This window comes from Segatella copri (assembly GCF_009495355.1).
GTDB lineage: Bacteria > Bacteroidota > Bacteroidia > Bacteroidales > Bacteroidaceae > Prevotella.
In genome coordinates this window covers 32,922-47,452 of sequence record NZ_VZAD01000077.1, presented here as the reverse complement: position 1 = coordinate 47,452, position 14,531 = coordinate 32,922, and the positions used below count along the sequence as shown (strand labels likewise).

The window sequence follows — 14,531 nt, the reverse complement described above, 5'->3', positions numbered from 1 at the left end:
AAGCTCTTAGCCCAGGGCAGCGCCCTGGGTATAATGGCAATCGGCAAGGCGCCCTGTAAGGGCAAAAGCCTTATAAATTATTAGGAGTTTTAAAGCTTTTGCCCTTACAGGGCGATAGGCTATCATCCGTAATAACCCAGGGCGCTGCCCTGGGCTAAGAGCTTCTGCCCCTTCAGGGCGTGTGGGGCAAAACTTGCGAAACTTCAGTTGCAAAGACAAAAAAATACGATTTTCGACTTTTTCAAGTGGACTCAGATAAACTCCTTCACTTATCTGATGGCTCCGATAATCTCATGCACGGATGAGCAGCCATGAGCGTCGAGCCAGTCGTTGATGCCGTCCTTCACCTTCTTGGTCACGGCTGGATCAAGGAAGTTGGCTGTACCAATCTCTATCGCAGTGGCACCACACATCAAGAACTCAATGGCATCCTTGGCTGTAGTAATTCCGCCTAAGCCTACAACTGGAATCTTGACGGCATGAGCCACATCGTACACCATACGGAGGGCCACAGGCTTGACACATGGACCGCTCAGACCGCCTGTACGGATGCTTAGCAGCGGCTGACGCTTCTCGATGTCCACAGCCATACCCATCAGAGTGTTGATGAGCGATACGGCGTCGGCTCCCTCAGCCTCGCAGGCACGGGCTATGTCGGCGATATTGGTCACATTGGGCGACAACTTAACAATCAACGTCTTGTTATATGCCTGACGCACGGCTCTTACCACCTGGGCTGCACCCTCACAGGTCACACCGAATGCCATTCCGCCGTCCTTCACGTTAGGGCAAGAGATGTTGAGCTCAATGGCAGGTATCTTGTCCAGCTCGCCTATACGGGCCGCACAAGCTGCATAATTCTCTGGCGAATGACCCGATACGTTGACAATCATATTGGTGTCGATATCCTTGATTTGAGGATAGATATGCTCGCAGAAATAATTTACGCCCTTGTTCTGCAAGCCCACACAGTTGAGCATTCCCTGTGGTGTCTCTGCCATTCGGGGATAGTCATTGCCCTCGCGAGGCTCCAGCGTGGTGCCCTTTACAATAATGCCGCCTATCTCGTCAAGAGGTACAAAATCGGCAAACTCCAGTCCGTAACCAAAAGTTCCCGAGGCTGTCATCACGGGATTCTTGAGCTTCAGATGATGTATATTTACGCTTAATGATGCCATAATATTCTGTTGTTTTTAATTCATTTTCCTTTACAAATAAAGGATTAATGCGAAACTATAATGAGTATAAGATATTGACAAATCAAGAGGGATATCAATCCCAGAGCAGATTCTTCACATTGATGACCGGACCATCCTTGCACACACACTGGTTGCCTTTCACAGTCTTCTCCACGCAGCACAGGCAGGCGCCCACACCACAGGCCATCTTGTTCTCCAACGAGACCTCGCACTCCACATCAGCCTTCTTGGCATAACGCGCCACACTCATCATCATGGGCTTAGGACCACAGGTGCTGATCATGTCGAAATGCTCGTGCTGAAGGATGGAATGGTTGGTAACAAAACCTTGCTCGCCAGCACTGCCGTCCTCGGTGGTGATGCACACTCTGCCATACTTGGCAAACTCGTCCAGCTCGAGCAGGTCGGTTGCAGTACGGGCTCCCAAAAGGAACACGGGGTCGGCACCCTGATCCTTCAGCAGCTTGCCGAAGTAGAGCAACGGAGCTACACCTACGCCACCGCCCACCAGCAGATAGCGCTGGCCTGGAGCCGTTGGCATGGTGAAACCATTGCCAAGAGGCAACATACAGTTGAGCACATCGCCCTGCTGGAGCTTGGACAACTGACGGGTTCCGTCACCGACAACAGCCACAAGAAGCCACAGCTGATTCTGCTCACGGTCTACAAAGTTGATGGAGATAGGACGGCGAAGCATCGTGGCAGGCGAATGGTCTACACGTACTTCCACAAACTGTCCTGGCAGGATTTCGGGGAGCGCCTTGTCGTCGGTCAACTTAATCAACACGTGCTTGTCGCTCAATGGTTCTACCGAAACCACCTTGAGGTCTAAAATGTATTTTTTCATCTTCAGGATTTGAGTTTTGTTCGTCTTGTTTGTATTCTGTTCTTGTTAACTACGGCTCTTATTGTTCTTAATGATTGCGCGCATACGCACGTACACTCATCATAATGGCTTGTTTTATCATGATGGCTTGCTTTCAAATTGCCGAGTGCCGCTTTAACTTTTGCAAAGGTACGAAAAAAATAGGGAACACAAAACAAAAAACAGACAAATGGAGAAAAAGTATAAAAAAAGAAGCTATTAAAACAAGAAATGAAGAAGCCAGGACAAGAGCCATTCAGCTAAAAAATGACTTAAAACACTTGTCTCGACTCATTCATTTCTTACTGACAGGAGAGCGAATCTGAAAGCTCCGAAAGATGCCACTTTCGAGGAATAGAATGACTATTTCTTGGGTACGAAAGTCTCCCAGGTCTGATCATCATAGAAGATACGAATCTCGGTGATTTTACGTTGCGGTTTGTCAATATATTTAACTTCTGTTTGGGCTATATTTTTGCGTGTAGGATTTACACTATGACTTACAGGTTGATCAAAAAGCGAACCTGAAGGATAAGCCGAAGATGGCTGCGAGGAAGAATGTGCCGACAAAGAGGCAGCAGAAGCCGACTGAGGGGAAGACGCAACCTCAGCAGAATCGTCGTCCGAAAAATCGAGTGCCATATCCGTGGGCTCATGACGCGCAGCCGAACCGCTACCAGAAGTTGCATCCGATGGGGTGGGCGCAGCACCGTCATGAATATACATCGGACCGACTCCGTAGAGCAACCAGTCGAGACTGATGAGTGGAAACTTGCGTTTGATTAACTCAACCGTATTGAGTGTTGCACGACTCTTACCGGTGAGGATGTTGCTCAGGGTAGGAGTGGAGATCTGAGTCATCTGAGCGAAGCTTTGCTGGGTGAGATGCTGGCCCTCCATAATCTGTCTTATTCTATCTTTCATACCGAATAGGTGTTATTTTTGTACTTTTTCTAAGATTTTACAAAGGTAAATCTTTTTTTTGAAACAACCAAGAAATATAAAGAGAATTTTGATTTGTAAAGTTTATATTTATCTATTTTAATTTATAAATTATCATCTATTAAACGCAAGTTTTCGGGTTTAGATTTATAAACCTATATTTAGTGTTTCAAAGTATTTACAAAGAAATTATTTATAATAAAAGGCTAATAAACTGGGATTTAGCATAGTATTTCACGTAAATAGGCGCATAAAGGGTGCTTTATGCAGGTTTTTGATGTATAGTGATTGTTTTTTATGCTTTCTAAATCGATAAATTTACATAAATCATTGGTTTTCTGTGTTTTAGATGAATAAAAAACGGTATGTATATTTATTCGTTTATGTTTTATAAGAAGATAGTTTAGTTTATATTATTAAATAATTACCAACTATAAATATATTTAGTTTTAGTTTTGTAACTGAAATTTGCCACATCTCTCATTTAAAATTTTAAAATATAAATTTCTAAATTTCACGATTATAAATCTTAATAAATATAAACGATAAATATTTGAAGCAATAAAACTGCTCAAATTTTCATTTTTTCTGTTTTGCTTATCACAGGCTAACCCACATCCAAATTCGCGAGTTTTGAGGAGGATAAACAACGATTCAGAAACGTAAAATACTATTTATCAACACTTTACACAAAAACAAGACTGTTTTCAAGCAATCTCCTTTTAAATCAGAAATAGGTCAAACAGAGGAGAAAAAGGGACAATTTTGGCTATTTTTCTTGATTTTCACCCTATTTTTACCCCTATTTTCATTCAACAGAGCCCCTATATTTACTTTTTCTGGCATTATTTCCGGCTCATTTTCCTACAAGAGGAGTCCTGCTCCATGCCGCAACACTCCCCAATGGGCAACATCAGAAACATGAAAAAGGGCAACCCCGGAAAGGATTGCCCATTGTATTTTTAGAAAACTCAATTACAAAACTGGAGACAAGACAGCCGCCCCAAAAGCAGAAAAACCAGACTGCCCGATCAGCTTAATGGAGGATGAAAAAGATGAGTTCCTGCATCAGTTCGCCAGCCGAAGTATTGGGGTTGTTGAAGCCCTTCATCTTGGCATCCACCTCCTTCATCTTGGCAATAATCTGCATCACCTTCATTCCATTATAGTTTCTCATTCCTGTCGTATAATCGCGCACACCCCAGGTTGATTTCAAATCCAGGAATTTTGCGAGCTCTGTTTCGTTCTGTTTATTGGGTGCATAATACGCCAACATCAAATTTTGGAAATAAGAAAAGAGCAACGGGAGAAGTGAGAAGGCTCCACCCGACTTTGGATTATTGTCAAAATATTGTACTATCTGATTTGCCTTGAAAACATCCTTGTTGATGATCGCATTTCTCAGCTCGAAGACATTGAAATCCTTGCTCACTCCGATTTCGCGTTCCACGATTTCGGGCGTCACTCTCCTGTCGTTTTCCGACAGCGAAATGAGCACCTTGTCCAGTTCGGAAGTAAGACGGTGCAAGTCGGGGCCGATGTGATCGGCAATCATCTGTGTGGCCTTCGGCTCGATGGTGGTGTTGCGCACTTTCAGATATTTCTCTATGAAACCCGCCAGTTGGTAATCTTTCATTTTTTTGCTCTCCAAGAGCACACCCGTCTGTGCCACCTTGGTGAGGAGCGTCTTCGGACTCTTCAAAGTTCCGTTTTTATAGCACACACATAAGATGGTCGATTTTACGGGATTTTCGAGATACTTGTCGAGTGCCTCGAAATTTTTCAAATTTTGAGCCTCTTTCAGAATCACCACCCGATGCTCTGCCATCATAGGATAACCCTTGCACTGGTCTACCACCTGGACTGCCGTCACAGAGGGAGACCCGAAAAGCACCACCTGGTTGAAATCTCGTTCTTCCGGCTGGAGCGCATGTTCCATCAGGTAATCACAAATTTTGTCGATATAGTACGACTCGTCACCCATCAGCAAGTAGACGGGTGAGAAGTTGCGAGCCTTCAGATCTTTCATGACCGACTCATAACTTACGCCTTGTTTTTTTTCTGCCATTACGATATTTTTTGTATCTTTGCATCAGCTTCGCCGATGTCGGGAATTTATTTCAGCCACAAAGATACGAAATATTTTTCTAACAATCTGCCAGAAAGGAAAGAAATCGGCGACTATATATATAAAAGGTAAAACAAACATGACAAGTCTCAACTTACCGCCCTTCGACGTACGCCTGAAAGGCACGAAGCAGGCGCCTCTGATTTTCGATTTTCTGAGAAGACGCTACGTCCGGCTCACTCCCGAAGAGTGGGTGCGACAGCACTTCGTCCACTTCATGGTGGAGCACCGCCACTACCCTGCCTCACTGCTTGCCAACGAGGTTTCGCTGCATGTGGGCGACAAGGTTCTCAGGGCCGACACCATCCTTTACAACAAGCAGCTGCAGCCGGTCATGATCGTTGAATACAAGGCTCCTCACATACCTATCACGCAGACTGTTTTCGACCAGATTGTCACCTACAATATGCTGCTGCATGTAGACTACTTGGTGGTGAGCAACGGGCTGCAGCACTATGTCTGCAAGATGGATTATGATGGTAAAAAATATTTATATTTGGAAGAGTTACCAGACTACTCAAATATTCTTACAGAATAAAGACTGCTATATTCAGGTAATAACAGTCAATCATCTACCGAACCAGGAATAGTGTCCATTCACACTAATGACACAAATGACACAGCAAGAAGTGTAAAAGAGACACACTCCCCAAAATAGTCATTAGTCATTAGTCATTAAGGAACTTTGGAAAATACAATTTTTGTTCAATAAAGTATATATATAATCCTGAAGGTGCTGTTGCTCTGTCGCTGCAGACAACAAAAGAGCTCAAGCAGCGCTCAACAGTGGTCGTCTATTATGACCACGGGAGGTCACAATAGACGATCGGCGCCGGTCATCTATTAAGCCCCAAAAGTAGCGCTATAAAAGCAGGGAGGAAGAAAGCAAAGATGCTGAGAAGCACAAGATGATGATGCTGAGAAGCACACGGAACAATGCTGAGAAGCACAAGATGATGAAGCTGAGAAGCACAAAAAAACGTAGCTGAAAAGCACAAAAACAATCCGGATTCATATACATGAAACTTCATGTTTACCCATTTCTTAACAGAATTGTAACATCTGTTTAAATAGCCTGTAACATGGCATGAGTACCTTTGCACCCGAAAAGGAAGGCGACGGCTGAAAAAATGCTTAGGAATAGCAGACGAAAAGCTTAGGAAAAGTCAAAAGAAAGCTTAGGAAAAGCAGACGGAAAGCTTAGGAAAAGCAGACGGAAAGCTTAGGAAAAGCCTCGTTTTCATTTCATCGGGAAACAATAATTTATCAAAAATAAATGGGTACAATTTATCTATGCATTGTGATCTTCCTGCTCTGTTTGGCAGTGTTCGATCTCTTCGTGGGAGTCAGCAACGATGCTGTCAACTTCCTGCAGTCAGCCATCGGAGCTAAGGTGGCAAAGTTTCGCACGGTTCTTATCATCGCCTCCTGTGGTGTAGTGCTCGGAGCCATTATGTCGTCGGGAATGATGGACATCGCCCGCCACGGCATCATGAGTCCAGACCGCTTCACCTTTGAGGAAGTAATGACGCTCTTCCTCGCGGTCATGGTAACCGACGTCATCGTGCTGGACGTGTTCAACACGTTAGGTATGCCTACCTCTACCACCGTTTCGCTGGTGTTCGAGTTGTTGGGAGGTGCCTTCATCCTCGCCACCCTGAAGATGATAGGCGACGACAGCCTCAACTACGGTATGCTGCTCAACAGCAACAAGGCCTTGGAGGTGATTATGGGTATTTTCTCATCAGTCATCATCGCCTTTGTCTTCGGTGCTTTCGTGATGTGGCTCTCGCGTGTGGTTTTCACCTTCAACTATCGCAAGCACTCCCGCTATTCGATTGCCATTTTCGGCGGTATCGCTTTCACAGCCCTCTCCTACTTCATCTTCATGAAGGGCTTGGGCAAGAGCCCTTACCTGCCAGCAGAATGGCGCGATTTCATTGACCAGAACATCGGTTCGCTGCTCTGTGCCACCTTCGTGGTTTCAGCCATCGTGATGGAGTTCCTGCACCTCTGCCGTGTCAACATCTTCAAGTTCACTGTGCTGATGGGCACCTTTGCTCTGGCGATGGCCTTTGCCGGCAACGACCTGGTGAACTTCATCGGTGTGCCTCTCGCCGGACTTTCTTCTTACAACGACTATATGGCCAATGCCAACGGCGTGGGTCCCGACAGCTTCATGATGACATCGCTGATGGAGAGTGCCAAGACCACTCCCGTCTATCTGCTCGCTGCAGGCTTCGTGATGATTGTCGCCATGGCCACCTCAAAGAAGGCACAGAACGTGATCAAGACCTCTGTAGACCTGAGCCGCCAGGACGAGGGAGACGAGATGTTTGGTAGCTCATCTGCAGCACGCGTCATCGTACGCAACTGCCAGAGTGCCGACTCATGGCTCAACCGCTTCATGCCCAAGTCGTTGAAGCAGTGGATCAACAGCCGCTTCGACAAGAACGATGTAGAGTTGGAGGAAAGCGCTGCCTTCGACGTGGTTCGCGCAGCCGTCAACCTGGTATTGGCTTCCATGCTCATCACCATCGGTACCAACCTCAAGTTGCCTCTCTCTACCACCTACGTAACCTTCATGGTAGCCATGGGTTCTTCGCTTGCCGACAAGGCTTGGAGCCGTGAGAGTGCCGTATTCCGCGTAACAGGTGTGCTGAGTGTCATCGGTGGATGGTTTATCACAGCCGGTGTGGCTTTCGCAGCCTGCGCCCTCGTCTGCCTCGCCATGCATTTTGGCGGCATCCTCGTGCAGACAGCCTTCATTGTTCTCGTTATCTTCATGCTCATACGCAGCAACATCCAGTACAACAAGAAGTCGAAGGAGGAGAGCAAGGGAAGCACCTTCCAGCTGATGATGCGCTCGCACGATCCAGAAATCGTATGGGATCTGCTTCGCCGTCATGTGTCACGCACACAGAGCTTCGTATGCCGCTTCGCCCTGAGTGAGTTCAACCTCATCATGGACGGTCTTGCCAACGAGAACACCCGCGAGCTGCGCCATGCCAACAAGGAGCTGAAGAAGGAGCAGGACATGCAGAAAAAGTTCCGCCGCCAGGAGATGTTAGGCTTGAAACGCTCGCCTTTGGAGATTGCCATCGAGCGCAACACATGGTTCCATCTGGGTGCCAACAGCAACCAGCAGTTCATCTACTCACTACGCCGTATGCTCGACCCTATCAAGGAGCACGTAGACAACAATTTTAACCCGCTGCCCACTGAATACATCAACGAGTTTATGCCTATACGCCAAAAGATCAACGACTTGATGAAGATGAGCTGCGAACAGATAGAGACAAGTCGCTATGAGAACTATCGTGAGATTCTCGCCGAGGCTGATGCCTGCAAGGACGAGCTCTCAGTGATCCGCAAGAAGCACATCGATCGTCTGCAGAACATGAAAGACAACACGCTGATGCAGATCTCGCTCGTCTATCTGAACGTACTGCAGGAGAGCCAGGAGTTCCTCAGTGTGATGAGACACCAGCTCAGAGCAGCCAAGAAGTTCATGGAGAACTAATCCTCTCCTTTGCTTATTCGATAAAAAAAAGAGCATCGCCTGCTGGTGATGCTCTTTTTTTTGATTTTTCGCTGGGTTCAGGAGTTATAGCGACTTCCTACAAGCTCTTGATGAGTTTCAGTATCTCAGCCCGCTTGCCATCATTGGTGCCATTGCCTACATAGCGTACAATGCCTTTCTCGTCGAGCACGAGGAAGAGCGGAAAGCCGCCTGTGCCCACAAAGCGCACGAAATACTTGTCGTCGTAGATGTGGTTCCAGTTGAACCCACGCTGCTGGGTGATACGACGCACCTTGTCGGCCTTCTCGAAGTTGACCGAGAGAAACAGCACGTCGGGCAACTGCTCCTTCCATTCAGAGAGAATCGGCATCTCGCGCAGACAGGGTCCGCAGCCCGAGAACCAGGCATTGACAACCACCTTTCGGCCCTTGATGAGTTCGTCGGTCCATGGATTGCCATCGATGTCATACTCGGCAAAATGCCCTGGCAAAGGTTTACCAACCTCAAGTTCTAAATATTTATAGCCTCCCTCTGGAAACATGCGCTTGTTCATCAGCTCACGGTTTTTTATCTCTTCGTCTATCTCGGCGATTCCTTTCACACGGTTGCGGGGTATCTCATACTTGGCCCACGACTGGGGCACAGTAGCTCCCTTGCGAAGGGTGATGTTTACAATCATATAATCCTTGCTCAAGCTCACGAATCCCATCGACTGGGCAGCAGCTGCATCAGTAGGGAGCTCCTTTGAATAATACTTACCGTCGATAAAGTAGGCGGCCTTTACCAAACTGTCTGTTGTTTGGGTTTCAGACTGCTGTGCAGATGCCGTGAGCGAGGCAAATGACAGCAGAGCCAGGAAAAAGCTTTTTGTTCTCATTGTTTTATATGTTGATATTTTCTGTTTTCAATGCCACAAAAGTACATAAAAAAGGCAGAACTCCATCATCGAAGTCCTGCCTTTTTTATTTGTTCAATAAGTTTAACGGCGCTTAAACGTTTCTTGAATGTCTCAATTTTCGCAAGTAAGCTCCACACGCCCTGAACCAATACTTATTCGTGCGTGGCAAAACGCTGTTCGGCCAGTTGCTCGTACTTGGTGCCGGGCTTGCCATAGTTGGCATAAGGCCAGATGCTGATGCCGCCACGGGGTGTGAAGATGCCCGTCACCTCGATGTACTTAGGATCCATCAAGGCGATGAGATCCTTCATGATGATGTTGACACAGTCCTCATGAAAGTCGCCGTGGTTGCGGAAGCTGAAGAGATAGAGCTTCAGACTCTTGCTCTCCACCATCTTGACATCAGGAATGTAGCTGATGCGAATCTCGGCAAAGTCGGGCTGTCCTGTGATAGGACACAGCGATGTGAACTCGGGGCAGTTGAAACGCACCCAGTAGTCATTGCCCTGATGCTTATTGACGAAAGTCTCGAGCACCTCGGGCGCATAATCCATTCTGTATTGGGTCTTGGCACCTAATGCCTTCAGACCGTCTTCTTTTCTATCCATATCTTTGTTTATTGTTTCTTTTGTGAAGGAGTTTTTTTCAGGAGTTAAGGAGTTAAGGAGTTAAGACAACAGTCTTATTGCTTGAATTCAAACCCACAAAGGCATTTGTCTTAACTCCTCAGCGACCGAAGGGAGCGATAACTCCTTAACTCCTTTAACTCCTGAGTATATCTCCTTAGAATCAATTCAGGCTGAAAATCTTAAACACGTTGTAAGAGATGTTTTTATCGTACACATCCTCGCCCTCATGACGCTTCAGGAACCTGACCACGCGGATGGTGACAGGCAGCACGATGATTTCGTACACCGTCTTGAGCACCACCTGCCAAATCATCAACTTAGGCAACTCGGCAGCAGGCACCACTCCACCCAATGCCAAGGGGAAGAAGATGAGACTGTCGCAACTCTCGCCAGCCACCGTACTCCAGATGGCACGAGCCGAGAAACGCTTTCCGCCATCACGAATCTTCATCACACTCATCACGTAGGCATTAGCAAAAGAACCTACGATGAAAGCCACAAACGAGGCAGCGGCAATGCGGGGAGCCAAGCCAAAGATGGCATGAAAGCCCTCCTGATTGTGCCAGTAGGGAGCTGCGGGAATCATGTCGCAGATGGCTCCTAATGCCACGAAGAAGAAGTTCATGGCAAAACCCGTCCATATCAGCAGACGAGCCTTCTGATAGCCCCACACCTCGCACACACAGTCGTTGATGATGTAGCTCACGGGGAAAACGATGAGACCTCCGGTAAGAGAAACCGAACCTACTGCAATTTGCTTTGTTTCGAGCACGTTTGCCGCTATAAGGCAAACGCAAAAGAGGATGCTGAAAAGCATGAACAGCACGCTCACTTGAGTTTTTTCTTTCTTCATTTTTCTTGTTTTTTACGAGGTTTACCAAGCACTCGAGTTCATAAATATAAAGGAGGAACTACCCATCCTTTGCAAAATCGGCTGCAAAATTACGATTATTATCTGAAACTGCCAAATTTCGAGGCTGTTATCTGCCTTTTTCTTCATAGGTGAATAAATAAAAAGACTCCAGACTATGTTTCACACACCATCTGGAGTCCTGTCTATAAGCAAGCATACAGCTTGCCTCATCTACTACATAATACTAAAAACCTACTTGCGAATTATTTTCTTATGCTGATGGATAAGGATGCCATTGCTTTCGGCATTTACCTTCATACCCATCATGTTGTACCAAGCCTTGTCGTCGCTTCTCTCCTGAGTGGCAATCTCGTCGATGCCTGTCGACAACGAGGCCTTGCCGTAAGCGCTCAGACCACCATTCTCATTGACAGCCTGCACACGAAGCACAGCATCCTGATAAGCAGCAGGAACCTCAAAAGAAGTCTTTTCGGTGAAGCCAATCACCTCGTCGCCTGCCGTCACCACATAACTGATGGCATAAGGCACTTTCTTCCACTCCAACGTAGCGTTCACCTTCTTCACCTCAGGCGCATCACAAGCCTCGCAAAGGAGAGTGGGCTGCCATCCGTCGCTACCCGATAGCACATTCTTCACCGTGTAGCGCGCTGCTTCCTCAGCAGAGAGCACTGCCTTCTCGCTATGTCCAGTCACCTTCTGCGTCTTGTCAGCATCAGCATAGTAATAATATTCGGTGATGCGATGACTCAAATCTACAGGATTTCCATCACCATCCATGGTGTTGTATTCTGCCCAGAGTTTGGGCAGTCCGCCCATAGTAGGATACCAGCCTGCTGCAGGAATCTTGACGTAAGAACGAGTGTTGATAAACAGTGTGATAGGAGTATCATGCCAGGGACGTCCCAACCACACATCGGTTTCGTCAGGATTGCCTGGAGCTGTGATGACATTGTTCATGAACACATATCCCCAAGTTGTCTCTTTTGGATGATTAGGAGCTACGATGTAGCCACCGCTCTTGCGCACGATATTGATGGTGTCCTGGTCCAGATAAACATTTCCCTGACCATAAATAAAGTCTACAGCACCTTCTATCCAACTGTCCTTTATGTAATGACGATTATTGAGCTTGGTGGTGGTGAGCCATGTGTCCTGATAAGAGAGCAAGCCCACCTTGTTGAGTGCCACACGGTCGCCCAAGGTATAGAGAGCCAAGGCCTGTGGACCGTCGTTTTTCTTCACGCCATAAGAGTTGACAAAGTTGATACCCTCAAAGTAGAGATTGTCCGAATTGGCTGTCAGCGTGGCACCATCGTTCACCTTATAGGCATTGTCGCCTCCACTCAGACGATTGTCTGAAATGCTCACCTTGTTGCGGTCTTGTCCGATAAAATAAAGGTAGGGCTTGTTGGCAGGTATGTCGTGATGGCCTTTGTATACACCCTTCTTGATGAAGATGAGCCAAGGCTGAGTACGACCTGCAGGAGCAGCATCGATGGCAGCCTGCACAGTGGTATAGTCACCTGTTCCGTCTTGAGCCACCACAGCATCGTAAAGGCGTGCAGCAGGCTGCTTGCGAGCCATGGTTGTGAAACGAATAGTCACTCCCTCAAAAGCATTGCCACTACGGTCGGCAATGGCGCCAGCAGGCAGTGTGAACTCATAAGACTGGGCATATTTAAGTCCGTTGTAAGGATAAACCACGGTCTTGCCACTCACGGTAGGCTGCAGTGTCTCACCATCGAGCATGGCATTGCCTTCACCCAGCACCACTTTCTCATTGAAGGTCAGAATAACAGAACCTGTTGCCGAAACTCCCTCCTCATTCTGAGCAGGAATACTGGTCACCAACAGCGGAGCCTCATGGTCGGCGGCCTGATTGGAGTCAGCAAGAACAAATATCTCGGCTACTGCCGTTCCGTCATTAACACTTTCCACTCCGATAAGAGGCGAAGTGTAATCGGGCATGAAGCGCACCCATATCTTAGCTTGCTCCTCACACGATGCAGGCAGGACAAACTCCTTAGAATCCCAACCACGGTTGGGCAGATTGTAGGTTCCTACGGTTGTAAAGTCTGTACCATTGGTACTTACCTGCATATAGTTGACCGAATAAGCATTATAGTCATCGCCCATGGCCGCTGCCACCTTGATGTTCTTATAGCCCTTGGTAGAGAAGGAAATCTCAAAATAGTCTTTCTCGGTCAATGGGCGCCATACTCTTGCGCTGTACTTGTCGCGCATCACCGAACCCAGCCACGATTTCGAGTTGCCTTCAGCATCACGCAACTGTAGCAAACCTGCATTTTCAGTCTCCGAAGCATAGTCGGCAGCACGGTCTTGACGAAGTGCAGTGTTATAAAGATCCCAGCCTACGATGTAGTCGCAAGCCGAATAATCTGCCACGACATTTTTCTCGCCATCCATCTGCACCATGCGCTCTGCCTGGGTGGAGTTGTCCTCCCAATGGGTAAAGGTGAGAATCTTGTTGTTGGAAGCCACGAGTTTCACATCGGTTCCTTCCTCGTAATAATGTATTCCGTCTACAACATTTCCCTCAGGAACGACAGTCACAAGATGTTCCAGCGCTCCGTTTGTGGTAGAAAGATGAAGCGCATACACCTGCTTGGCTGTATAAACAGCTTGCAATGTAGTGTTGGTATGGATGGTGAAAGTATAAGGATTGCTTGTACTAACGAGCTTGCCTTCACCGTCTACCCATTTTTCGAAGTGATAGCCGAAATTCTCGGTTGCCGTCAGCGTAACGCTGGTTCCCTCGTCAAAGATATCGCCTGTTGGCGAAACCTTGATGCTGCCAGCCTTGGCATCTGCCGATGTGGCAGAAAGGCTATAGCTGTTGACCTGCTCCACCTTGCCTTCGGTGGTGGCAGCGATGGCAAAATTAGCAAAACCATACTGCTTGTTGGTTGCCACATTCTTGACAAACACCTTGATTACCCATTCGCCTTCTGTGGCAGGAATCTGAGACAGGTCGGCGGTATAATGCGTGAAATATGGATCGGTCTTGGCGTTTTGCGGACTCAGCGCCTTCAGCAGTTCGTAACTCTTACCACTAACTTCTGCCACGACGTCCAGATTACCACCATTGGTTCCCAACTTACAGGCATCGAAGCTGAAGGATTTACCCGACAACGAGAGACCTTTCTTGGTTTTCAACGAGAAACTGATGGCATTGGCATCGCCATTGCTTGATGCCTTCACCTTAGGTTGTATCTTGGTTACGATAAGGCTACCAGCCTTGTTGGTTCCTAAGAATTCCAGATCGCTGCCCAACGATGCTGTGGCATACGAAAACAGACCTTCTTCCGAAACTGTGCCTTGAAGGGCTTTGGCATCGCCCTGATTGAAACTCCACGCCAGCTCTATATTGGTGGCACACAGCGGAAGCTGCGCCATGACCAACAAGAGTGCTAAGAATAGATGTTTAAACTTGTTCATCATCATATTAGGGT

General features: G+C 47.3%; 10 protein-coding genes. 2 read left to right on the top strand and 8 right to left on the bottom strand.

Annotated elements, in window-relative coordinates; genetic code table 11:
• Positions 1–269: 269 nt before the first annotated feature.
• From F7D20_RS10660 to holA, 4 genes are all read right to left on the bottom strand, one after another.
• Entirely contained in the window at positions 270–1,178 is a 909-nt protein-coding gene (locus tag F7D20_RS10660) for a dihydroorotate dehydrogenase (RefSeq protein ID WP_022251686.1), read from the bottom strand.
• A 94-nt stretch (positions 1,179–1,272) separates the two neighbouring features.
• Complete coding sequence (locus F7D20_RS10655) at positions 1,273–2,046, bottom strand: dihydroorotate dehydrogenase electron transfer subunit (RefSeq protein WP_158464021.1); 774 nt, start codon at positions 2,044–2,046, stop codon at positions 1,273–1,275.
• 381 nt (positions 2,047–2,427) lie between these two features.
• The gene (locus F7D20_RS10645; RefSeq protein WP_158464019.1) at positions 2,428–2,988 is read right to left on the bottom strand and encodes a helix-turn-helix domain-containing protein; all 561 of its coding nucleotides are present in this window, start codon (positions 2,986–2,988) and stop codon (positions 2,428–2,430) included.
• A 1,054-nt stretch (positions 2,989–4,042) separates the two neighbouring features.
• Positions 4,043–5,074, bottom strand: a complete 1,032-nt coding sequence (gene holA, locus F7D20_RS10640; protein WP_022251689.1) for a DNA polymerase III subunit delta — start codon at positions 5,072–5,074, stop codon at positions 4,043–4,045.
• Positions 5,075–5,213: 139 nt separating this feature from the next.
• Here holA and F7D20_RS10635 point away from each other — a divergent pair, with 139 nt between their 5' ends.
• Positions 5,214–5,672 (top strand): type I restriction enzyme HsdR N-terminal domain-containing protein, encoded by a 459-nt coding sequence (locus F7D20_RS10635; protein ID WP_158464018.1) that lies wholly within the window; start codon positions 5,214–5,216, stop codon positions 5,670–5,672.
• 738 nt (positions 5,673–6,410) lie between these two features.
• The gene (locus tag F7D20_RS10630; RefSeq protein WP_158464017.1) at positions 6,411–8,657 is read left to right on the top strand and encodes an inorganic phosphate transporter; all 2,247 of its coding nucleotides are present in this window, start codon (positions 6,411–6,413) and stop codon (positions 8,655–8,657) included.
• A gap of 97 nt (positions 8,658–8,754) precedes the next feature.
• On the opposite strand, the gene F7D20_RS10625 is transcribed toward F7D20_RS10630, so the two are convergent.
• The 4 genes from F7D20_RS10625 to F7D20_RS10610 form a co-directional block, all read right to left on the bottom strand.
• The gene (locus F7D20_RS10625) at positions 8,755–9,534 is read right to left on the bottom strand and encodes a TlpA family protein disulfide reductase (protein ID WP_158464016.1); all 780 of its coding nucleotides are present in this window, start codon (positions 9,532–9,534) and stop codon (positions 8,755–8,757) included.
• Positions 9,535–9,707: 173 nt separating this feature from the next.
• Positions 9,708–10,163: a preQ(1) synthase gene (gene queF, locus F7D20_RS10620; RefSeq protein WP_158464015.1), complete on the bottom strand. Its 456-nt coding sequence runs from the start codon at positions 10,161–10,163 to the stop codon at positions 9,708–9,710.
• A 181-nt stretch (positions 10,164–10,344) separates the two neighbouring features.
• A complete protein-coding gene (locus F7D20_RS10615; RefSeq protein WP_158464014.1) occupies positions 10,345–11,037 on the bottom strand; it encodes a queuosine precursor transporter in 693 nt (230 codons plus the stop codon).
• Positions 11,038–11,289: 252 nt separating this feature from the next.
• Positions 11,290–14,523, bottom strand: a complete 3,234-nt coding sequence (locus F7D20_RS10610) for a pectinesterase family protein (protein ID WP_158464013.1) — start codon at positions 14,521–14,523, stop codon at positions 11,290–11,292.
• Between the last annotated feature and the right edge of the window lie 8 nt (positions 14,524–14,531).